Below are 22,557 nucleotides of genomic sequence, written 5' to 3'. Positions count from 1 at the left end.
CGGGCCAATCGTTCCCCGGCCCTCTCGTCGCTGCCGTCCCATTCGCCACGGTGGTCTTTTCGTCCGGTCGGCAGCAGCCTTCCCGAAATTCGCCGAGTTCCGTCATCAGGCAAATACGCAAGAGTTTCCGAATGATATGGAGTGGCTGCGTCCGATTGCCGGGGATGTGGCGCATTCGTGACGGTAATGGCGTCGCATTGAGTCAAATAACGCTGGTAGTTGATTTTCAGATATGGCAGAGTCGTCCGTCGGGTGGCCGGTTCAGTCGATGGAATTGATCCAGCTGGTCTTACGGCCGCTCACGGATCAGCCGTCAGCCGCGGGGGAGAAGTCGGCTCATGAACTTGGTGGAACGCGGTGAAGAACTCTCGATCATGGAACACATGCTCGACTCGTGTGCGAGCGGGCATGGCGGAGTCATTCTGGTCAGCGGCGCGGTCGCCAGTGGCAAGACCGCGCTGCTGCGCGCTTTCGAGGCGCGCGTCCACGCCTCGGGTGCACTGCACTTGCAGGCCACAGCGTCGGATGCGGAGAGCGACCTGCCCCTCGGAGTGATGGGGCAACTGCTCCTCGGCGCCGATCTGCCCGCCGCGGACGCCCGGCGCGCGGCCCGGCTCGTGGAGCTCATCGCCGGCTCGGCCCAGTCGCGGCGGGCAGCGGGGGAACTGCCCGCCGTGGCCATGAACGAGATTCCCGAGCTCTGCGGGATTCTACTCGAAAAAGCCAGGGAAAGGCCCCTGGTGCTCAGTATCGACGACGCGCGGCATGCCGACGAACACTCCCTGGAATGCCTCCTCTTCCTCGCCCGCAGGCTGGCCGTCAGCCGCATTCTGGTCGTGCTGGGCGAGAACAGCGGCTTCCTGGCGGGACACGCGAGATTGCGCGTCGATTTGCTGCGTCTGCCGGGCTGCCGAAATATCAGGCTCGGCCCGCTCAGGCGCTCCGGAGTCGCAGAAATGATCTCCCTATTCGGTGAGCCCGGGTGGCGGACGCGCAAGCTCGTCTCGGAGATCCACCACATCGGCGGCGGCAGCCCGCTGCTGACCCGCGCGCTCATCGAGGACCACCGCGCCGCGGGCGCCGGAACCACACCGTCCGCAGGTCTGGTGCCGGGTGAGTCGTTCGTACGGGCCGTCGCGACCTGCCTGTACCGCAGCGACCTCGCCACGCGGCGCACCGCCTGGGCCCTCGCGGTGGCGGGCGCCGACATGTCCCTCGCCGAACTGGTGGAGGTTCTCGGCACCAGCAGGGAGTCGCTCCTGCGCAGCCTGCGGGCACTGAACGAGGCGGGTCTCCTCGACGCGGGCTGGTTCCGCCACGACGCCGGGCGCGCCGCGGTGCTCAGGAGCCTGGAGCCCGCCGACCGGGCCCGCGTCGAGGCCCGCTGCGCCCAGGTGCTGCACGAGCACGGGGCGGCCTCGGCCGTCGTCGTGCGGCACCTCATCGCGGCGGAGACGGCCGACGCGCCCTGGGCGCGGCGCACCCTGATCGAGGCGGCCGAGCGCGCCCTCGCCGACGACGAGATCGACCTCGCCCTCACCTGCCTGCGCATCGCCCGCGACAGCGGCACCGACCCGGACCAGGCCCTGGAGATCCGGGCCGCGCTCACCCGGGCGGGCTGGCGCGTCAACCCGGCCGGTGTCGCCCAGCACCTGCCCGAGCTCACCGCCGCGGCGCTCGACGGGCGCCTCGGCACCCGGGACGCCGACGAACTCGTCGGCCACCTGCTCTGGTTCGGCCGGGCGGAGCGCGCCCTCGACGTGCTCCGTGCCGTCGAGCGGCAGAGCACCGCGTCGCCGGGACGGTCCGGCCCCGGCGTCCGGTACCGGCACGACTGCCCGCGCCGCTGGATGACGTACGCCTATCCGGGACTCCCCGCCTCCGCCGGGGCCTGCCTGGGCGGCACACCGGAGCACACGACGGCGGAGGACACGAGTCCGCAGCACGCGGCGGCGCTCGCGCGAAGCCCCCATCAGCGGGCCGCCACCCTGGTGAAGGCCCTCCTCGACGGGCCGGGCGACGACGTGGTGGTCCGGGCCGAGCAGATCCTGCAGAGCACCCGCCTCGACGACGGCACGCTGACGCCGCTCCTGGTCGCGCTCAACTCCTTGCTCCTCGCCGACCGCCTGGACGCGGCGGGTTTCTGGTGCGAGACGCTCCTCAAGGAGGCCGTCGAGCGGCGCGCTCCCATGTGGCAGGCGCTGCTCGCCGCGGCCAAGGCGCGCATCGAGCTCAGGACGGGCGCACTCGTCGCCGCGCGGGAGTCGGCGCGCTCCGCGCTCGCCCTGGTCCCCGCGGACGGCTGGGGCGTGGCCGTCGTCTCGCCCGTGGCCACCGCCGTGTTCACCAGGACCGTCATGGGCCGGCTCGACGAGGCCGCCGCCCATCTCAGCATTCCGGTACCGGACGCCGCGTTCCAGACCGCCGACGGCCTGCTCTACCTGCGCGCCCGCGGCCACTACTACCTCGCGGCCGGACGCCCCTACGCCGCACTCGACGACTTCCTCACCTGCGGGGACCTCATGCGGCGCTGGGACTTCGACCTGCCCGCGCTTGTGCCCTGGCGCACCGACGCGGCCGAAGCCCACCTGTCGCTGGGCGACCGCGACCGCGCCCGGGCCCTGGCCGAGGAGCAACTGGCCCTGAGCGACCGGAAGAACGACTGCGCGCGAGCCGTCTCGCTGCGGATGCTCGCCACCACGCTGAACGCCGCACACCGGCCGCCGCTGCTCGGCGAGGCCATCGACATCCTGCGGGACCGCGGGCACCGCCTCGAACTGGTCCGCGCCACCGACGAGTTGGCCCGCGCGCAGCGCGAGCTCGGCAAGGTCGGCCAGGCGCGCGCCCTGGCCAGGAAGGCGCAGCGGCTCGCGGGTGAGTGCGGAGTGCCCGTGCCCAGCATGCCGGCCGCGGCCGACGCCGGCAGTCCGCACCCCGCCGAGCAGCCGTGGTCCTCCGGGAACCGCCGACATCCCGAGGAGCTCAGCAACGCGGAACTGCGTGTGGCCACGCTCGCCGTCCGTGGCCACACCAACCGCCAGATCGCCGACAAGCTCTGCATCACGATCAGCACCGTCGAGCAGCATCTGACGCGGGCGTACCGCAAGCTCGCCGTCCAGCGGCGGGCGGACCTCGCGGCCAAGCTGAACCCCCTCGCGGGACCGGGGGAGGAGGGCCGCGAGGGGGCCGCGTCGCACGACGCCTGTGACCGGCTGCACGTGGGCTGACGACCGGACGTCGGTCATGTCCGTCTCCCCGTTGGTGAGCACGGCCGGCATCTCCTTGTCGAGGTGTCGCGAGGCCCTGGCACAGTCGCGGTGGTGCGGTTCCGTTTCTACGCGGCGGTCGGTCACACCGCGGTCCGAAGATCTGTGACCGGCTCACAGGAAGCCCGGGCGCGTCGGGCGTGCCCGGGCTGTGACCGGTGCGTGACGACGGTTCCGGCACCGTGGACTTCATGATCAGTTCCCCGATGAGGAGGCCCCCGCGATGAGGGTCCTGGTGGTCGAGGACCACGCCGAGCTCGCGCAGTCGGTGGCGCGGGTGCTGCGCCGCGAGGGCATGGCGGTCGATGTCGCCCCCGACGGCGCGGACGCCCTCGAACGCACCTCCGTGGCCGACTACGACGTGGTCGTGCTCGACCGGGACCTGCCCGGCGTGCCCGGCGACGAGGTGTGCCGTCGGCTCGCCGAACAGTCCGCCCAAGCCCGGGTGTTGATGCTGACGGCGACCGGCACGACCACCCACCGCGTGGCGGGCTTCGGCCTCGGCGCGGACGACTACCTCCTCAAGCCGTTCGCCTACGCCGAGCTGGTGGCCCGCATCCGGGCGCTCGGCCGCCGCTCGCGGGCGGCGCTGCCCCCGGTCCTCGTCCGCGGCGACCTCAGACTCGACCCGGCGCAGCGGGTCGCGTCGCGCGCCGGGGAGCGTCTCGCGCTCACGCCCAAGGAGTTCGCGGTCCTGGAGTACCTGCTGGCGGCCCGGGGCCGGGTCGTGTCGGCCGAGGAGCTCCTGGACCGGGTGTGGGACGAGGCGACGGATCCGTTCACCACCACGGTGAAGGCGACCATCAACCGCCTGCGGCCGAAGCTCGGCACCCCGCCCGTCATCGAGACCATTCCTCGGAGCGGCTACCGGATTTGAGGGACCCATGCGCCTGCCCTCGCTCACCACACGCCTCACGCTGCTGTACGGCGCGCTGTTCGTCGCCTCGGGGGCGGTCCTGCTCGCCATCACGTATCTGCTCGTCGCCCGGTTCCCGGCGGACCGTGTGGTCGTCGAAGGAACCGGAACCGGAGCGGGCCCCGGAGCCGGGCCCGGCGCCCGCACCGCCGCCAAGACCGGCGACGTCGTCGGCCGGCTGCACGAACAGGCGGTGCGTCAGCACGCGGACATACTGCGGGAGTTGCTCGTGCAGTCCGGGATCGCCCTGGCCGCCATGGTGGTGGTCGCCGCCGTGCTCGGCCGTCTTGTCGCCCGGCGTGCGCTGCGCCCGCTGCGCGCGATGACCGGCGCCATCCGCCGCATCTCGGCGCACACCCTCCACGAGCGGCTGGCCGTCCAGGGGCCCGCTGACGAGATCAAGGACCTCGCCGACACCGTGGACGGGCTCCTCGGCCGCCTGGAGACGGCGCTCGACTCCCACCGGCGCTTCGTCGCCAACGCCGCCCACGAACTGCGCACCCCGCTCACCCTGGAACACGCCCTGCTGGAGGAGGCGCTCATCGACCGCGACGCCACCGCGGAATCGTTTCGCGCCCACTTCGAGCGGCTGTTGGAGGTCAGTGAACAGCAGGCCCGGCTCCTGGAGTCGCTGCTGACGCTCGCGGGCAGTCAGCGGGGCCTCGGGCACCGGGAGCGGCTGGACCTCGCCCGCGTCACCGAGTGGGTCCTGCACGCCTCGCGTCCGCGGATCGAGGGGCTCGGGCTGCGGGTGGAGACCGCCATCGGTTCCGCGGCCGTGCTGGGCGACCCGGCCCTGGTCCAGCGGCTGGTGTCCGACCTCGTGGACAACGCGGTGGGTCACAACACGCCGGGCGGGCAGGTGCGGATCACCACCGGCGGCCGGGGCGGGCACGCGGTCCTCGCCGTGGCCAACACCGGCACGCGGGTGCCGCCGGACGAGGTGGAACGGCTCTTCGAACCCTTCCAGCGCCTCGGCCGCACGGCGGCCGACGGCCATCACGGCCTCGGCCTCTCCATCGTGCACGCCATCGCCCTCGCCCACGACGCCGTGATCAGCGCCCGGGCACGGCCGGACGGCGGGCTCGCGGTGGAGGTCGCCTTTCCGCTCTGGCCCGGTGAGCACGGTGAGATCGGTGCGTCCGGTGAGTCCGCCGGGTGGGGAAAGTCGGGTGAGTCGCACGGGCCGGGCGAGAGCGTCATCGATATTGCGCAGTTGGACAAGAGTGCCGGTCTTCATTGAGGAAATGGCCCCGGCGCTTCTACCGTGGTCGCCCGACGTATTTCCCCGACGGTTCCCTGCGCTTTCCGCGGTTTTCCGGAGCGCGGACGGATTTCGGTCCGGTCGGGGAATATCACGTATTCGCGATCAGTCCCGCCCCGCCGGGACACCGTTCACGGGAGGCACCCCTTGGTTGTCGTGATGGCCCCGGAGGCCACGCAGGAAGACGTCGACGCGGTCGTCGAACTTGTCCGCACGGCCGGCGGGGACGCCTTCGTCAGCCGAGGCGTCACCCGGACGATCGTCGGCCTGGTGGGAGACGTGGCGGCGTTCGGCGCCCTCAACCTGTCCCACCTGCGCGGGGTCCTGGACGTCGTGCGCATCTCGGTGCCGTACAAGCTGGTCAGCAGGGAACACCACCTCGACCGCTCCGTCGTGACCGTCGGCGGCGTGCCCATCGGCCCCGACACCCTGACCGTGATCGCCGGGCCCTGCGCGGTGGAGACCCACTCGCAGACCCTGGCCGCCGCACGGATGGCGCAGACGGCCGGGGCCGCGCTGCTGCGGGGCGGGGCCTTCAAACCGCGCACGTCGCCGTACGCGTACCAGGGGCTCGGCGAGACCGGGCTGCGCATCCTCGCCGACGTACGGGAGGAGACGGGCCTTCCGGTCGTCACCGAGGTCATCGATCCGGCCAGCGTCGAACTGGTCGCCCCCTACGCGGACATGCTGCAGATCGGCACCCGCAACATGCACAACTTCGCGCTGCTCCAGGAGGTCGGCGCGGCCGGCCGGCCCGTGCTCCTCAAGCGCGGCTTCGGGGCCACGATCGAGGAGTGGCTGATGGCCGCCGAGTACATCGCGCAGCGCGGCAACCTCGACATCGTGCTGTGCGAGCGCGGCATCCGCACCTTCGAGACCGCCACCCGCAACACGCTGGACATCAGCGCCGTGCCGGTGGTCCAGCGCCTGTCCCACCTCCCCGTGATCGTGGACCCCTCGCACTCGGGCGGCCGCAAGGACCTCGTCCTGCCGCTGACCCGTGCCGCCCTCGCGGTCGGCGCGGACGGCGTGATGATCGACGTGCACCCCGAGCCGGGGAGGGCCCTCTGCGACGGCGACCAGGCCCTGACCCGGACGGAGATCGGTTCGGTGGCGAGCGCCGTCGACACGCTGACGCCGCTGATGGGCCGCACCCTCGCGCGGCCGGTCGCCGGCGCGCGGGCCGGTAGGGGTGAATAGGGGTGGCGGAACCCGTGGCGCGTTATTAGTGAGGGGTTCCAGGGCGGAAAGCACGTTGTTAGGGTGAAAGTGCCCGGTCGGGGGAAATTTGCCCGCGGCCGGGCGCGCGGATTCCCGCCGAAGGGACCGGGGTGCGAGCGCGGGTGAATTCTGCAATCCGGGAGAACACACCCGCGGGGCACGCGACGCATTCACTTCAGGGGCCCTCGACCAAGGGCAAATGCGTACGTGACCGTGACGCACGGCGGAGCGGACCGACGGCGGCAGGGGGACTCGGCGCTGGGGCGCGGCCGGGCGGTGTGCCGGGACGCGCGCACGGGGGACAACAGAGCTTGAGGGGGAGTTGAGTTGGCAACACCTGAGCACGCAGAGATCGACCGGCTCATGGTCGTCGAAGTCGAGATCGGCTCGCTGTCGACGACGGACTCACCACGGACGACCGGAGTCGATCCGGAGCACGTTCAGTCACTCGCGGTCGTACAGACGCCGCTGCCGCCGATCACCGTGCACCGCCCGACGATGCGGGTCATCGACGGCCTGCACCGCTTGCGCGCCGCCGAACTCCAGGGGCGCAGCAAGATCGCGGTGAAGTACTTCGACGGCGCGGAGGACGACGCCTTCGTGCTCGCCGTCGAATCGAACGTCACGCACGGTCTGCCGCTGACGACGGCGGACCGCAAACGGGCGGCGGCGCGCATCATCGCCTCCCACCCGCAGTGGTCGGACCGGATGATCGCGTCGGTCAGCGGCATCGCGCCCGGCACCGTCGCGGACCTCCGCAGGCGCGCCCCGGGCGGCCGGCAGGGCGACGAGAGCCGGATCGGCCACGACGGCCGGGTCCGGCCCATCAACGGCGCGGAGGGGCGCAGGCTCGCCGGTGAGCTGATCGCCCAGAACCCGGGCCTGTCGCTGCGCCAGGTGGCCAGGGTCGCGGCCATCTCGCCGGAGACGGTGCGCGACGTGCGCAACCGCATGATGCGGGGCGAGGACCCCGTGCCGCAGCGCGGGAAGCAGACGAACCGCGACGACCGGGGCACCGCCCCGCGCGTCGCCCGGCCCTCGGCCGTGCCCGATCGGGACGCGGCCCAGGACCGGGCCACCGCCGTCAAGCGGCTCAAGGCCGACCCGGCGCTGCGCTTCAGCGAGATCGGCCGCACCTTGCTGCGGCTGCTCAGCATCCACACGATCAGCAGGGAGGAGTGGGACCAGATCATCGACAAGGTGCCGCCGCACTGCAGGGGCGTCGTGGCCTACCTCGCCGGCGAGAGCGCCGAGATGTGGACGGAGGTCGCGGTGCGGGTGCAGAGCAAGGTCGCCGAGTCGGCGTAGCGGGGGCGGTGCTCACACGTAGCAAGGGCGGTGCCCGACACGTAGCGGGGAGCGGTGCTCACCAGTGGGGCACCGCCTCTCCCGCGTGCGCGCCCGGGGGCCTCCGCCTAGCGTGGGCCCATGGAGCACGACCCGGCGGGGCAATGCCGCTGCGGACAGCCGGCCGGGGAGCCGGCCGGCTGTTTCCTCGCGCTGTACGGGGCCGCGCTGCGCATGGGCCGCTTCGACTGGGACCTGGACACGGGCCTGATGACCATGGACGCCACGGCCCACGAAGTCTTTGATGTACGCCCCGAGGAGTACGACAACCGGCCAGAGACCCTCGCCTTCCGCGTCCCGACCGTCGAGGGGCACCGCCTTGACCAGATCGTCTCGCACGCCCTGAAGGACGGCAGCGACACGTACGGCGCGTACTTCCGCATCCGCTGCCGCACCGGCGCGCTGCGCTGGACCCACACGCAGGGCTGCATCCAGCGGGACGCCACCGGCCGGCCCCGCCGCATCGTGGGCATCGTCAGAGACGCCACCCGGGAGCTGGGCGACAGCCCGGCCGCGCTGCGCGAGCGGGCCGACGAGGAGGCCGAGCGGCGCCGCACCACCAGCCTCGTCCAGGGCACCACGGCGGCCCTCGCGCACGCCCGCACCGTGCGGGACGTCATCGACGTGCTCCGGGACACCCACGGCCTCGCCCACCTGGGGGCGTCGAACCTCGTCATGGGCCTCGTCGAGGCGGGCCGCATCCGCCTCGTCGCCGAGGGGCCCGCGGGCAGCTTCGTGCCCGGCACCCGCCTCACGGGCATCGACGAGGAGTACCCGATGAGCGAGGTCGTCCGCACCCTCGCGCCGCGCTACATCGAGACGGCCGACGACTTCGCCGAGTCCTACCCGCTGCTCTGGCCGCACATCGACGAACTCGGCATCACCGCGGCCGCCTACCTCCCGCTGATCGCGCAGGCCCGCCCCATCGGCGCGCTCGGCCTGCTCTACCAGGACAAGACCGGCTTCACCGAGGAGGAGCGCAACGTCCTGGTGGCGCTCAGCAGCAGCATCGCGCAGAGCCTGCAGCGCGCCATGTTCTACGAGCAGGAGAAGGACCTCGCCCAGGGCCTCCAGCAGGCCATGCTGCCGCGCACCATCCCCGGCGTGCGGGGTGCGGAGATCGCCGTCCGGTACCGCTCCGCGGCGCTCGGCCGGGACATCGGCGGCGACTGGTACGACGTGATCCCGCTGCCCGGGGGCCGCGTCGGCGCCGTCATCGGCGACGTGCAGGGCCACGACACCCACGCGGCCGCCGTCATGGGCCAGCTCCGCATCGTCCTTCGCGCGTACGCCGCCGAAGGACACACGCCCGCCACCGTCATGGCCCGCGCCTCCGGCTTCCTGCACGAGCTGGACACCGAGCGCTTCGCCACCTGCCTGTACGCGGAGGCGGACCTGTCGACCGGTGTGGTGCAGCTGGTCCGGGCCGGACACCTCGACCCGCTCGTCCTGCTCGCCGACGGATCCTCCCGGCGGGTGCCGGTCGACGGCGGCCTGCCGCTCGGCCTGTCCGCCGAGTTCGGGCGGCTCGACTATCCGGTCACGACCCTCGATCTCGACGCGGAACAGACCTTGCTGCTGTGCACCGACGGCCTCGTGGAAGTACCGGGCGCCGACCTCGACGACGGCATGCGGGCCCTGGCGGAGCTCGCCGCCGTCGGCCCCCGCGATCTGCAGCGGCTCGCCGACCGGCTCTGCGGCATCGTCGACGGCCGCGGCGGTGACGACGACGCCGCGCTCCTCCTGCTGCGCCGCCGCCCGGCCGACGCGCCCCGCTCGGGCGGACGCCTGCGGCAGCACGTCGCGCCGAGCGACCCGGAGGCGCTCGCCGAGGCCCGGCACATGATCCGGGCCGCGGTGCGGGCCTGGGGCGCGGGCGAGCGGGCCGACGAGATCGAGCTGGTCGCCGACGAGATGATCACCAACGCCCTGATGCACACCGACGGTTCCGCGGTCGTGACCGTGCGGGTCCTGAGCGGCACCGACCGGCGGCTGCGCGTCGACGTGGAGGACTCGTCCAGCGCTCTGCCGCGCCGCCGCGACGCCGGCGAGTCCGGGGTGTCCGGCCGCGGCCTGCTCCTGGTGGACCGGCTCGCGGACGTGTGGGGCGTGGACGCCCGCGGCAGCGGCAAGTGCGTGTGGTGCGAGTTCGTCGTGCCCGCGGGCAGAGCGCGGAGGTGAGGGAGAACGATGCCGGAACTGCCCGAAGTGGAAGCGCTGCGAGAGTTCCTGACGGACCATCTGGTCGGCCGGGAGATCGTGCGCGTCCTGCCCACCGCGATCAGCGTCCTCAAGACGTACGACCCACCGCTCACCGCCCTCGAAGGACGCGCCGTCACCGCCGTGGAGCGGCACGGCAAGTTCCTGGACATCGACGCCGACGGCACGCACCTCGTCACGCACCTCGCCCGGGCGGGCTGGCTGCGGTGGCACGACCGGCTCCCCGACGGCGTGCCGCGCCCCGGCAAGGGCCCGCTGGCGCTGCGCGTGGCCCTGGAGACGGGGGAGGGCTTCGACCTCACGGAGGCGGGCACCCAGAAGCGCCTGGCGGTGTACGTCACGCGGGCGCCGGGGGAGCTGCCGGGCATCGCGCGCCTCGGCCCCGACCCGCTGGCCGCCGACTTCGACGAAGAGCGGTTCGCCCGCCTCCTGGCGGGTGAACGGCGCCAGATCAAGGGGGCGTTGCGGGACCAGAGCCTGATCGCGGGCATCGGGAACGCGTACAGCGACGAGATCCTGCACGCGGCCCGCATGTCACCGTTCCGGCTCACGTCGAGCCTCACCGAGGAGGAAGTCCATGGGCTGCATGTGGCGCTGCTGGCTACGCTGACCGAGGCGGTGGAGCGCTCGCGCGGGGTCGCGGCGGGCCGCCTCAAGTCGGAGAAGAAGAGCGGTCTGCGCGTGCACGGCCGCACCGGCGAGCCGTGCCCGGTGTGCGGCGACACGATCAGGGAGGTCTCCTTCGCCGACTCCTCGCTGCAGTACTGCCCGACGTGCCAGACGGGCGGGAAGCTGCTCGCGGACCGGCGGCTGTCCCGGCTGCTGAAATAGCGGCGCCGGTCACGGGCGCGGCAGGGTCAGGAGCGGCTCCCCGTCGGCGGTGCGCACTTCGTACCGCTCCGTCTGCCCGGTGCGCAGGGCAGCGGCGCCCCCGGTGCGCACGGTCGGCGCGGGGACCCGCCACGTCGTGACGGTCTGCTCGGAGCCGTCGGTGCCGACGGCGACCAGTTCGCAGACCCGCCCGCCGGCCGCCGCGTCCCGCACCGTGAGCCCGATCTCCGCGCCCCAGGCCCGGTCCCGGGCGGTCAGCGTGGCCGAGACCCCGCTGCGGGCGTCCCGCGCGCTGATCCGCACCGGACCCGGCTGGTCCGCCGTCACGACGGTCACGGCGGGGGCGCCGAGGGCCAGCACGACCCCGACGGCGACGCCGCACAGCCGCCGCCCGCGCCGCGCGCCGTGCAGCCGCCCCGCCTCCCGCAGGAGGCGGTCCAGCAGGCCCGGAGAGGGCGCGGCGAACGGCTCGACGGGCGTCGGTGTCACCCGCCCGTACAGCTCCAACTGGAGGGCTGCCGTATGGAGTTCGTCGAGCGAGAAGAGGCAGGCGGGGCAGCCCACGAGGTGATCCTCGAAGCGGAAGGCGTCCGCCTCGTCCAGTACGCCGAGCGCGTAGGCGCCCGCGTCACGATGCCGCTCCAGGGGCCTCATGGCGATCCTTGCCGTTCGGTGTCGCTGCCGGGTGCTGGTGTTCCTCCTCCGGTACGCAGCGGACCGCCGAATCATTCAAGGCCACGGCCCGCTCAGAACAGATGGATCGCCAGGTGGCTCAGCGGCAGCCCGAGCCGCCACGCGGGCGTCCACACCTTCGGCCCGTCCTCCTCGCCCTGCCCGCCGCGGCCGGGCACCGCGTCCAGGTCGGGGGCGAGCAGCTCGGTCTCCTGCAGCCAGCGCCACGCCCGGTCGGCGAGCTCCAGGTCGGGCCGGGGGCCGCCCGCGGCGACGGCGTCCGCCGTGCGGAGCGCCATCCGCTCGCGCACCCAGTCCTGCCACGGCTGGCCATAAGCGGTCAGGCTCAGCCAGGTCTCCAACTGGGAGATCACGCGGATTCCGGACAGCTCGCCCTCGCTGTCCGACAGGAAGATCGTCAGCGCGAGGGCGTCGCGCCCCGCCCGGTACTCGAAGGACGTGGGCGGCATCAGATCGCCGGTGCGCAGCAGCTCGTCGGCGATGTACTCGGCGTACAACCACGCCATGGGGACAGCCAGTCCGGCCTCCTTGGGGCCGTCCGCGTTCCCTCTGCTCTCGTGCCGCATCCGTTCCGCCTTCCTCCGGTCCGCGCGCGCTCCGGCTCTGGCCCCCCAATCCGGCACACGGTGAGGACAGCCGATTACCCGCAAGGGGTGCGGAGCAAGGGGCTTTACGGAGGCTTGACCCGGGCCCCGGTTTCACCGCAGGTGAGCCGCTGTGTGTTGTTCGCGTCACAGGCGGTGCCGTTTGACGCCGTTTCAGCGACTACAGCGGCCTTGCTGCTTGATTATCCGATAATTCCGTATGTGGATTCGTCTGGCTGGATATCGCCCCCACCGACGGAGCCCGAGCATGAAGCAGCACGCACGGACCACACGGCACACACGAACCACCGTCACCTCGAGAAACGGACCGCGGGCCCTGCGCCCGCGCCCCGCGACAGCCGCCGCTGCGGCCCTCCTGATCGCGGGCGCCGCGGGCACGACAGCGTGCTCCTCGGCCCCGGCCCCGGCCCACTCCCCGGCCGGGATGGCCGCGGCCGACCGGCGCGGCTTCACGCTCGCCGCCTCCGGAGACGTCCTGCCGCACGCCTCGGTCATCCGCAAGGCCCGCGCCGACGCGGACGGCGACGGCTACGACTTCGCGCCGATGCTCGCGGGTGCCAAGCCCGTCATCCGCAAGGCCGATCTGGCGATCTGCCACATGGAGACCGTCTACGGAGCGGACGGCGACTACAGCGGCTACCCCGCCTTCAAGTCGCCGCCCCAGGTGGCCCGCGCCCTCAAGACCACCGGGTACGACTCGTGCTCCACCGCCTCCAATCACACCCTCGACGACGGCGCGGCAGGGGTGCGCCGCACCCTCGACGCGCTCGACAAGGCGGGCGTCAAGCACGTGGGTTCGGCCCGCTCGGCCGCCGAGGACAAGAAGCCGGCGTGGCTCCGCGCGGGTGACGCCAAGGTCGCGCAGCTCGCGTACACCTACGGCACGAACGGCTATCCGCTTCCCAAGGGCAAGCCCTGGTCGGTCGACCTCATCGACCGCGCCAAGATCGTCGCGGATGCCCGGCGGGCCCGGAAGGCGGGCGCCGATGTCGTGGTCGTCAGCCTGCACTGGGGAACGGAGTGGCAGGACGAGCCTGACCGGCAGCAGCTGCGGCTCGGCAAGCAGCTCACGGCGTCGCGGACGGGCGGGCGCCCGGACATCGACCTCATCCTCGGCACGCACGCCCACGTCCCGCAGGCCTACGAGAAGGTGAACGGCACCTGGGTGATCTACGGCATGGGTGACCAGATCGCCGGCGAGATGGTCAACCACGAGGGCGACGACGACCCGCGCGGCAACCAGGGCACCATCGGCCGCTTCACCTTCGCTCCGCCCGCGCGTCCCGGCGCCCGCTGGCAGGTGACGAAGGCCGAGTTCCTGCCGATGTGGTTCGACCCGGACGACATGCGCGTCGTCAACCTCAACCGGGCGCTGGACCGCGGCGCCGACGTACGCGACGTACGCGACCGCATCCGCCGTGTCGTCCTGAGCCGCGGCGCGGGCAAGCACGGCCTCGTCATGGGCAAGTAGACCCGCGTCACGCCCCGGTGCCGCGCTCCGCCTTCGCCAGCTCCGACTTCCGGTAGGAGTACCCGAAGTACACGACGAGGCCGAGCGCGAACCACACGGCGAACCGCGCCCAGGTCTGCCACTGCAGGAACGTGATCAGCCAGATGGAGAAGATCACGCCGATCGCGGGTACCACCGGCATCCCCGGGCAGCGGAAGGTGCGCGGCAGATCAGGGCGCTTGTAGCGCAGCACGATCACCGCGACGCACACCACGACGAACGCCAACAGGATGCCGATGTTGGTCAGTTCGGCCGCCTCGCCGATCGGCAGGAACCCGGCGATGGCGGCCGACGCGATCCCCACGATCCAGGTCACGCGCGTCGGCACGTGCCGGGTCGGGTGCGTCTTGGCGAACCACTTGGGAAGGAGGCCGTCGCGCGACATGCTGAACCACACCCGGGTGCAGCCCAGCATGAACGTGAACATCACCGTGAGGATGCCGATGATCGCGCCCACCGCGATGACGTCCGCGAGACCGCCGAGCCCCACCGACTTGAACGCCGTGGAGAAGCCGCTCTCCGGGTCGACGTCCTTGTAGCTCTGCATGCCCGTCAGGACCAGGCAGGCGAGCACGTACAGCACCATCGAGATGGCGAGGGAGTAGAGGATCGCCTTCGGCATGTGCCGCTGCGCGTCCTTGGACTCCTCCGCGGCCGTACTCATCGCGTCGTAACCGAAGACCGCGAAGAAGACGGTCGCCGCGCCCGTGAACGCGCCGCTGATCCCGTACGGGAAGAACGGCTCGTAGTTGCCGGTCTCGATGTGGAAGAAGCCGACGGCGATCACGACGAGCACCACGATCACCTTCAGCACGACCACGATCATCTCGAAGCGCGCGGCGTTCTTGATGCCGAGTGTCAGCAGATACGCGATGAACAGGCACAGCACCGCGGCGAAGAGGTCGACCTTGTGCCCGTCGCCGGTGCCCGGCGCACCCATCATCCAGCTCGGCAGCTCGGCCCCCAGCTCCTCGACCAGGAAGCCGAAGTAGCCGGAGATGCCGATCGCGACGACCGCGACGATGGCGGTGTACTCCAGCAGCAGGTCCCAGCCGATGAACCAGCCGGTCAGCTCGCCGAGCACCACATAGCCGTAGGTGTACGCCGACCCGGCCTTCGGGATCATGCCCGCGAACTCGGCGTACGAGAAGGCGGCGGCCGCGCTCGCGACCCCCGCGATCAGGAAGGAGATCAGCACCGCGGGGCCCGCCGTGCCGTTCGCCACGGCGCCGGCGAGGCTGAAGATGCCGGCACCGATGATGCCGCCGACACCGATCGCGGTGAGCTGCCAGAGTCCGAGGGTCTTCGCGAGCCCGCCGCCCGCCCCCGTCTCCGTCTCGTCGATGTGCTCGATGGGCTTGCGGCGCAGCACGCCCTGTCCCATCCGGAGTCCCGACATGATCTCCACCTCTTCGCAGACGGCAGTCGGCTGATGGCGGATCATGATGGCCCAGCCCGGGGCGCGACGGAAGACGCCACACCCCGGGCGTCCGCCGGGGCGTCACGGCGGGGGCCATTCAGGTGCGCGCGCGGGTCACGGCACCACGGTCACCGGCCACCGGCCGGCCTTCACGAGGCGGACGGCGACCGAACCGACGATGCGGTGGCCCGCCTGCTCGGAGGCGCCGACCACGACGGCGTCGGCCTTCAGGTCGTCCGCTGCGGTGACCAGGCCGGTGTAGGGGTCGCCGCGGAACGTGTGGAACTCCCACCGGACGTCGAATATGTCCTTCACCCGCTCCGTCGCGGCCCGGATCTCCGCGATCAGTCCCTCGGCGATCTCGTCGGTGGTCTCGGCGACCGGCACACCGAACGCGGCGCCCGCGGCGAGCACCGGCTGGATGTACACGACGGCGAGCAGCGCCCGCTGCCGCCGGGCCAGGCCGCCGGCATATGCCGCCGCGCGGAGCGATGAATCGGAACCATCGACTCCGACCACGATCACCTTGGGCCCGTCGGTGCCGCGTTCGAACTGCTGGGACTGGTCTGCACTCACGCCGAGAGGTTAGCGGAGGCAGTCGTACCGCCCGTGTTCCGGGCGGCCGTGCCCCGTCCCGCCGCTCTCGGCGCGCGCCCCGGCGCACCTCTTCCTAGAGTCGTGCCCATGACGGTCAGCACGGAGGCACCCGCGTCCGGCGGGCGGATACGCTCCCGAGACGGCTTCCTCGGCCGCGTCCCCGAAGGGTTCGCCGCCTTCTTCGGAGCCCTCGGTGTCTTCTGCGCGGTCCTCGCCGTCATCGCGCCGCTGCGCCGCCTCCTGATGCCCGTCATCCGCTTCCTGGACCTCGTCACGGTCCCGGTCAGCGCGAACCTCGCGTACGCCGTCTTCCTCTTCCTGCTCGCCGCCGCCACCGCCGCCCGCAAGAAGGTCACCTGGTGGCTCATCGTCACCTATCTGGGTCTGCTCCTCGCCTTCGACGTGCTCGGCGCGGCCCTCGGTTACTGGGCCGAGTCCCTGCCCTCCTTCGTCGTCTGCGGCGCCGCCTTCGTCCTGCTGATCCTGGCCCGCAAGGAGTTCTCCGCGGACTCCCGGCGCGGCGCCGTGCGGCGGGCCCTCGCGGTGCTCGTCGCGGGCCTCGGCCTGGCGATCCTGGTCGGCTGGGGCCTGGTGGAACTGTTCCCCGGCACGCTGGTGCGCGGCGAGCGACTGCTCTGGGCGGCGAACCGGGTCTGCGGCGGGCTGATCCACGGCCACGACTACTTCGACGGCACCCCGTCGCGCACCCTCTACTTCTGGCTGGGCCTGTTCGGCGCCCTCGCCCTGCTCAACGCCGCCGCCACCCTCTTCCGCTCCCAGCGCATGGAAGCGGCCCTGCACGGCGACGAGGAACCCCGCATCCGCGCCCTCCTCGGCGCCTACGGCGACCAGGACTCGCTCGGCTACTTCGCCACCCGGCGCGACAAGGCCGTCGTCTTCTCACCCAGCGGCAAGGCCGCCGTCACCTACCGCGTCGAGGCCGGCGTCTGCCTGGCCAGCGGCGACCCCGTCGGCGACCGCGAGGCCTGGCCGCACGCCATCGCCGCCTGGCTGGACGTGGCCCGGCGGTACGCCTGGGCCCCCGCGGTGATGGGCGCCTCCGAGGACGGCGCGACCGCGTACGCCCGCGCCGGGCTCGGCGCGCTGCAACTCGGCGACGAGGCGATCCTGCACGTCGCCGACTTCGACCTGGACGGCCGCGACATGCGCGTCACCCGCCAGGCCGTGAACCGCGTCCGCCGCACCGGCGCCACCGCCCGCATCCGCCGCCACTCCATGCTCACCGACGAGGAGATGGAGGAGATCGTCGACAAGGCCGACGCCTGGCGGGACACCGAGACCGAGCGCGGCTTCTCCATGGCCCTCGACCGGCTCGGCGACCCCGAGGACGGCGACTGCCTCCTCGTCGAGGCCCTGGACGCCGACGGCAGGCTCCTCGCGCTGCTCTCCCTCGTCCCGTGGGGCAGGGACGGCATCTCCCTGGACTTGATGCGCCGCGACCGCACCGCACCCAACGGCGTCATGGAGTTCATGGTCGCCGAACTGTGCGCGGCGGCGCCCAGGTCCGGCGTGCGCCGCATCTCCCTGAACTTCGCGGTGTTCCGCTCGGTCTTCGAGGAGGGCGGCCGGATCGGCGCGGGCCCGGTGCTGCGGCTGTGGCGCAGACTGCTCCTGTTCTTCTCCAAGTGGTGGCAGCTCGAAGCGCTCTACCGCTCGAACGCCAAGTACCACCCCGAGTGGTACCCGCGCTTCATCTGCTACGGCGACAGCGGCGCCCTCGCCCGCATCAGCCTCGCCTCCGGCATCGCCGAGGGCTTCGTCTCCGTGCCGTCCCTGCGCAAGCTGTGGGGCAACGGCCACAAGCCCCGCGGCGTCAACCGGCCCGCCACCACCGAGGGCCTCCCCTCCATCGCCGCACTCGGCCTCGCGGGCCGGGACGACACCGCCGACGCCGACCCCACGTCGAAGCTCCCGGAACAGATCCGCATCCGCCACCGCAAACTCGACCGGCTGCGCTCCGCGGGCATCGACCCCTATCCGGTCGGCCTGCCCCCACGCACCCACGAACTCGCCCGCATCCACCCCGGCATGACGGGCGATCAGGTCACCGTCGCCGGTCGCGTCATGCTCGTACGCGACTTCGGCGGCGTCGTCTTCGCCGTCCTGCGCGACTGGTCCGGCGACCGCCAGCTCGCCTTCACCCGCGCCGCCTCGGGCCCCGGGACCCTGCACCGCTTCACCACCGGCACCGACATCGGCGACCACATCACCGCCACCGGCACGGTCGGCACCAGCGACCGGGGCGAGCTCACCGTCTTCGTCACCGACTGGCGGCTCACCGGCAAGTGCCTGCGCCCGCTGCCCGACAAACGCCGGGGCCTGACCGACCCCGAGGCCAAGGTGCGCCGCCGCTACCTCGACCTCATCGCGAGCCCCGGCGCACGCGACGTGGTCCGGGCCCGCTCCACCGCCGTCCAGGCCCTGCGCCAGGGCCTCCTCGACCGCGGCTACCTGGAGGTCGAGACGCCGATGCTCCAGCAGATCCACGGCGGCGCCAACGCCCGTCCCTTCACCACTCACATCAACGCCTACGACCTCGACCTCCACCTGCGCATCGCCCCCGAGCTGTATCTGAAGCGGCTCTGCGTCGGCGGCATGGAGAAGGTCTTCGAGATGGGCCGCACCTTCCGCAACGAAGGCGTCTCCTACAAACACAACCCCGAGTTCACGATGCTGGAGGCCTACCAGGCCTTCGCCGACTACGACGTGATGCTCGACCTCACCCGCGAACTCATCCAGGGCGCCGCGACCGCCGCCTTCGGCAGACCCGTGGCGTACAAGGACGGCGTCGAGCACGACATCTCCGGACCCTGGCCGGTCAGGACCGTCTACGGCGCGATCTCGGAGGCGCTCGGCGAGGAGATCGACGCGGACACCCCGACGGAGACCCTGCACCGGCTCTGCGACCGGGCCGCCGTCCCGTACACGGCGGACGACGGCCGCGGCGACGTCGTCCTCGAAATGTACGAGCGGCTCGTCGAGGAGAGGACGGAGCTGCCCACCTTCTACAAGGACTTCCCGACCGACGTCTCCCCGCTCACCCGCCAGCACCGCACCGACCCGCGCCTGGCCGAACGCTGGGACCTCGTCGCCTTCGGCACCGAACTGGGCACCGCCTACTCCGAGTTGACCGACCCCGTGGAGCAGCGCCGCCGCCTCACCGCGCAGTCACTGCGCGCCGCCGGGGGAGACCCCGAGGCCATGGAGCTCGACGAGGACTTCCTCGACGCCCTGGAGTACGCGATGCCGCCCACCGGCGGCCTCGGCATCGGCGTCGACCGGCTCGTCATGTTCCTCACCGGCCTGACCATCCGCGAGACCCTCCCCTTCCCCCTCGTCCGCCGCGTCTGATCGGGTGCTTTCGGGGCCCGCCGCGGGTGTTGATGTTCCGGGTGGGCTGTCGCCCATGCGACGGATTAGTCATGAAAGACGATCAGCTGTCGCCAGGGCGTCGGGTGCTGCTCCGCGCCGCCGCGGTCCTCGGGCTCGCCACGGCCGCGGGCTGCGCGGGCACGGAAGGACCGGCCACGCCCGGACCCACCGCCACCGGGCGGGCGCCCGCCGGGGGCCCGCAGGCCGCGCGCGCCCTCAAGCCCTCCGCGTACCGGCTGCGGCCCATCGCGGGAAGCGGCCCGCAGCGCCACACGAGGGCCCTGTCCCACGTGCGCAAGGCGCCGATCCTGCGCATGCCGGGCCGCGACCGGTCGATGGTGCTCACGTTCGACGACGGGCCCGACCCCCGCTACACCCCGGGCATCCTGCGGACCCTGCGCCGGCACGACGTCCGCGCGATGTTCTTCGTGTGCGGCGAAATGGCCGCAGAGAGCCCGGACCTGCTGCGCGAGATGGCCGACGACGGGCATGTGATCGGCAACCACACCTGGAGCCACCCGCTGCTGCCCCGCCTCGGCAGGGCCACGATGCGCGAGGAGATCGAGCGCACCTGCGATGTCATCGAGGACGTGACCGGTACGCCCCCGGAGTGGTTCCGGGCCCCCTACGGCGCGTGGAACCGCAACGCCTTCCAGCTGGGCGCCCAACTCGGCATGGAGCCGCTGGCCTGGACGGTCGACACCCTCGACTGGACCGAACCCGGCGCGCGGACCATCGTGCGACGCGTCCGCGCGGGCGCGGGGCCGGGCGTCGTGGTGCTCTCGCACGACGCGGGGGGCGACCGCTCGGGCAGCGTCGAGGCGCTGCGCAGCTACCTTCCGGAACTCCTGGACTCCGGGTACCGCATCACGCTGCCCCACCCCCACCTGGTCTGAACCGCGGACCGGTACACCGGCCCGGCCCGGTCCCGCGTCAGCTCCCGGCGACCAGGCGGGCGAACACCACGACATTTCCGTCGTATCCCGCGTGCTTCGAGAAACCGCCGCCGCAGGTGATGACGCGCAATTCCGGAGTTCCGCTGTTTCCGTAGACCCGCTCGCCCGGGAAATTGTCCTTGTCGAACACTTCGACGCCGTAGATCTCGAAAGTGGCCGTCTTCTTGTCCCTGCGCTCGACCTCGACGCGCTGTCCCTTCTTCAGCGAACCGAGGCCGTAGAAGACGGCGGGGCCCTGCTGGTTGTCCACATGGCCGACCACCACGGCGGTGCCCGTCTCACCCGGCGACACGGCGCCCGTGAACCAGCCGGCGAGATTCGGGTCGCCCGGCGGCGGCGCGTCAACCCAGCCCTCGGAGTCCAGCCCCACCTGCATGATCGGCGCGTCCACCTGGATGCCCTTGATGCGGATGCGCTCCGCGGGCGAGAACGTCAGGGGCGCGGGAGCGCCGTCGCCCGACTCGGGAGCGCGGTCCGCGGCAGCGGCGGACGCGGGCTGCGGCGGGCCCACGTCGAATTCCCCCGAGCCGTTGCGGATCAGCGCGAGACCGGTCAGCAGGACAAGCGCCATCACGCCCCACGGGGCGCGCTTCCGCTGCTTTTCGTCCTCCTGAAAACCCTGGAGATCCTGGGATTCGAAATCGTCGGCCGGCTGGGGCGAAGGCATTCTCTATCCCCTCTCGACGCGGCAGACGTGCCGCGTCCGTAGCGCGTACCAAAACGCTAAGCGCGGGGCACGCGGCGTGCGAAAGGGCGGGAGCGAACGGGTGGCTCCGGGTCCCGGGTGCGCCATCCGAGTCGCCCCGGGCAGGAAATTTCTGACGGTCCGTGACCTGCGGTGATGCCGGGTTGCGCGGACGCGCCCCGGCGTGTCGTCTCACCAGGACGGCCGAGCGCCGAAATGCGGGCCTGACCTCGGCATCTGAGGGTCAGTCTGGGAGGCGCTCTCGCCGATCGACCGGGGACGGTATCCCCGGGGCGCCTTCCGCGGAGGATTGCCATGCGTACTTCTCGTATGCGGACCACTCGTGCCGTCGCGGTCGCCGCCGCGGCCGTCGGGGCCCTCGGGCTCGCCGCCCCGACCGCGTCCGCGTGGGCCGACCCGACCAACATCGTGGCGATGCCCAGCGTGATCCCGAGAGGCGGCCACCTGACGGTGACCGTCGACGGATCCTCCTGCCAGTCGCCCGGCAGCAAGATCACCTCGCACGCCTTCTCGGACGCCAAGCTGCACAGCATCGCGGGCGGCACCACGGCGAGCGCCACCGCGGTCGTCCACTCGCACGCCCACCCCGGCGCGTACGACATCACCGCTCACTGCGGCGGCAAGACCCTGACCCGCCCCGCGGCGTTCACCGTCATCCACGGCGGCGTGCGCGGCGGCTTCGGCGGCAGCACGAACTCCGGGGCCACCGGCACCGACATGGCCATCGGCGGTGCCCTGGTCACGGCGGCGCTCGTCGGCGGCGGCGTCTTCTGGATGCGCCGCCGCTCCGAGAACAAGATCTGAGTCTCCGCCGGGCCGGCGCGACCCCTTCCGCCCCGTGCCCGGCGTACACCCTGCTCGCACGGCAGGTGACCGCCCTTCGCCCCCGGGACCTGGAGACGCCCGGGGGCGAAGCGCCGCGGCGGGCGGGTCAGGAGTTGCCCTCGCCGGTGCGGCGGCGCGTCTTGTAGTACGCGGCACCCAGGGTGCCCAGGATCAGGGCGCCGCCGAGGGCGATCTCGTGCAGGTCGAGTCCGCCCAGGCTGCCGCCGACGCCGGCCTTGACGCCCTTGTTCGGGTTGTGGTGCGTGTTGCCGTCAGGGCGGGTGTTGCCGTCGGGGCGGCCGGTGGCGATGGTGAGGTCGGTCTTGTCGCTGCCGGGGTTGCTGCCGTTGCAGGTGAACGTCACCTCGTACATCGCGCCGGGCTTCGCGTCCCAGAACACGTGGGCGGTGGCGGACTTCTGCCCCTTGGGGATGGTCGTGTCGTCGAAGACGCCGGAGGTGACCTTGGTCTCGCCGTCGCAGCCGTCGACGTTGAGGGTGACCTGCCCGCCGGCGGCGACCGTCTTGGGGGTGATGCTGAAGCCGAACGCGGTCACGTTCTCCTCGCCCCTGGGGGCGGACGCGGACGCGGTCGGGGCGGTGAGGGTGAGGGCGGAAGCGGTGAGCAGGGCGGCCGAAGCGACGCGTATCGCGCGCATGATCAATCCTCCGGGTCCACGAGGAGCAGTTGCGGACCTTCTTCCGCTGATGCCTGAAATGCACCTCGATGCCCGAAACGCTAGATAGTGGCCCAGGTCCGCGCGATCCGTGTCGCGCGAACGGGGCAA

The 22,557-nt window shown here is 72.2% G+C and carries 17 protein-coding genes; 11 read left to right on the top strand and 6 right to left on the bottom strand.

Annotated elements, in window-relative coordinates; genetic code table 11:
* Window positions 1-338 precede the first annotated feature (338 nt).
* From ACH4D5_RS05205 to ACH4D5_RS05175, 7 genes are all read left to right on the top strand, one after another.
* Entirely contained in the window at window positions 339-3,227 is a 2,889-nt protein-coding gene (locus ACH4D5_RS05205) for an AAA family ATPase (protein ID WP_398298774.1), read from the top strand.
* A 262-nt stretch (window positions 3,228-3,489) separates the two neighbouring features.
* Window positions 3,490-4,143, top strand: coding sequence for a response regulator transcription factor (locus tag ACH4D5_RS05200; RefSeq protein WP_398298772.1), 654 nt, complete (start codon window positions 3,490-3,492; stop codon window positions 4,141-4,143).
* Between the two features lie 7 nt (window positions 4,144-4,150).
* Window positions 4,151-5,425, top strand: coding sequence for a sensor histidine kinase (locus tag ACH4D5_RS05195; RefSeq protein WP_398298770.1), 1,275 nt, complete (start codon window positions 4,151-4,153; stop codon window positions 5,423-5,425).
* A gap of 177 nt (window positions 5,426-5,602) precedes the next feature.
* Window positions 5,603-6,646, top strand: coding sequence for a 3-deoxy-7-phosphoheptulonate synthase (aroF, locus tag ACH4D5_RS05190; RefSeq protein ID WP_398299951.1), 1,044 nt, complete (start codon window positions 5,603-5,605; stop codon window positions 6,644-6,646).
* Window positions 6,647-6,994: 348 nt separating this feature from the next.
* Window positions 6,995-7,975 carry a streptomycin biosynthesis protein gene (locus ACH4D5_RS05185; RefSeq protein ID WP_398298768.1) on the top strand — a complete coding sequence of 327 codons (981 nt, stop codon included), beginning with the start codon at window positions 6,995-6,997 and terminating at the stop codon, window positions 7,973-7,975.
* Between the two features lie 120 nt (window positions 7,976-8,095).
* A complete protein-coding gene (locus ACH4D5_RS05180; protein ID WP_398298766.1) occupies window positions 8,096-10,195 on the top strand; it encodes a SpoIIE family protein phosphatase in 2,100 nt (699 codons plus the stop codon).
* 9 nt (window positions 10,196-10,204) lie between these two features.
* The gene (locus ACH4D5_RS05175) at window positions 10,205-11,065 is read left to right on the top strand and encodes an Fpg/Nei family DNA glycosylase (RefSeq protein WP_398298764.1); all 861 of its coding nucleotides are present in this window, start codon (window positions 10,205-10,207) and stop codon (window positions 11,063-11,065) included.
* Between the two features lie 9 nt (window positions 11,066-11,074).
* Here ACH4D5_RS05175 and ACH4D5_RS05170 read toward each other — a convergent pair whose 3' ends face one another.
* Window positions 11,075-11,719 (bottom strand): zf-HC2 domain-containing protein, encoded by a 645-nt coding sequence (locus tag ACH4D5_RS05170; protein ID WP_398298762.1) that lies wholly within the window; start codon window positions 11,717-11,719, stop codon window positions 11,075-11,077.
* Window positions 11,720-11,811: 92 nt separating this feature from the next.
* Window positions 11,812-12,324 carry a hypothetical protein gene (locus ACH4D5_RS05165; protein ID WP_398298760.1) on the bottom strand — a complete coding sequence of 171 codons (513 nt, stop codon included), beginning with the start codon at window positions 12,322-12,324 and terminating at the stop codon, window positions 11,812-11,814.
* Window positions 12,325-12,610: 286 nt separating this feature from the next.
* Here ACH4D5_RS05165 and ACH4D5_RS05160 point away from each other — a divergent pair, with 286 nt between their 5' ends.
* Entirely contained in the window at window positions 12,611-13,834 is a 1,224-nt protein-coding gene (locus tag ACH4D5_RS05160; protein WP_398298758.1) for a CapA family protein, read from the top strand.
* Between the two features lie 7 nt (window positions 13,835-13,841).
* Here ACH4D5_RS05160 and ACH4D5_RS05155 read toward each other — a convergent pair whose 3' ends face one another.
* Both ACH4D5_RS05155 and ACH4D5_RS05150 read right to left on the bottom strand, forming a co-directional pair.
* On the bottom strand, window positions 13,842-15,272 hold the full coding sequence (locus tag ACH4D5_RS05155) for an amino acid permease (protein ID WP_398298756.1): 1,431 nt from the start codon (window positions 15,270-15,272) through the stop codon (window positions 13,842-13,844).
* 135 nt (window positions 15,273-15,407) lie between these two features.
* Window positions 15,408-15,869, bottom strand: coding sequence for a universal stress protein (locus ACH4D5_RS05150; protein ID WP_362989340.1), 462 nt, complete (start codon window positions 15,867-15,869; stop codon window positions 15,408-15,410).
* A 108-nt stretch (window positions 15,870-15,977) separates the two neighbouring features.
* Between ACH4D5_RS05150 and lysX the strand changes: the two genes are divergently transcribed.
* Both lysX and ACH4D5_RS05140 read left to right on the top strand, forming a co-directional pair.
* Window positions 15,978-19,262 carry a bifunctional lysylphosphatidylglycerol synthetase/lysine--tRNA ligase LysX gene (lysX, locus tag ACH4D5_RS05145; RefSeq protein WP_398298754.1) on the top strand — a complete coding sequence of 1,095 codons (3,285 nt, stop codon included), beginning with the start codon at window positions 15,978-15,980 and terminating at the stop codon, window positions 19,260-19,262.
* A gap of 71 nt (window positions 19,263-19,333) precedes the next feature.
* Window positions 19,334-20,179 carry a polysaccharide deacetylase family protein gene (locus ACH4D5_RS05140; protein ID WP_398298752.1) on the top strand — a complete coding sequence of 282 codons (846 nt, stop codon included), beginning with the start codon at window positions 19,334-19,336 and terminating at the stop codon, window positions 20,177-20,179.
* Window positions 20,180-20,216: 37 nt separating this feature from the next.
* On the opposite strand, the gene ACH4D5_RS05135 is transcribed toward ACH4D5_RS05140, so the two are convergent.
* Window positions 20,217-20,906, bottom strand: coding sequence for a class F sortase (locus ACH4D5_RS05135; RefSeq protein ID WP_398298750.1), 690 nt, complete (start codon window positions 20,904-20,906; stop codon window positions 20,217-20,219).
* A gap of 348 nt (window positions 20,907-21,254) precedes the next feature.
* Between ACH4D5_RS05135 and ACH4D5_RS05130 the strand changes: the two genes are divergently transcribed.
* Window positions 21,255-21,749, top strand: coding sequence for a hypothetical protein (locus ACH4D5_RS05130; protein WP_398299949.1), 495 nt, complete (start codon window positions 21,255-21,257; stop codon window positions 21,747-21,749).
* A gap of 127 nt (window positions 21,750-21,876) precedes the next feature.
* Here the strand turns inward: ACH4D5_RS05130 and ACH4D5_RS05125 are convergent, their stop codons facing one another.
* Window positions 21,877-22,428: a hypothetical protein gene (locus ACH4D5_RS05125; protein WP_398298748.1), complete on the bottom strand. Its 552-nt coding sequence runs from the start codon at window positions 22,426-22,428 to the stop codon at window positions 21,877-21,879.
* Window positions 22,429-22,557: the final 129 nt, after the last annotated feature.

The sequence above is a fragment of the Streptomyces sp. NPDC018029 genome, from assembly GCF_044327655.1.
GTDB lineage: Bacteria > Actinomycetota > Actinomycetes > Streptomycetales > Streptomycetaceae > Streptomyces.
The sequence above is the reverse complement of the archived record's forward strand: the minus strand, read 5'-3'. Positions and strand labels throughout refer to the sequence as shown.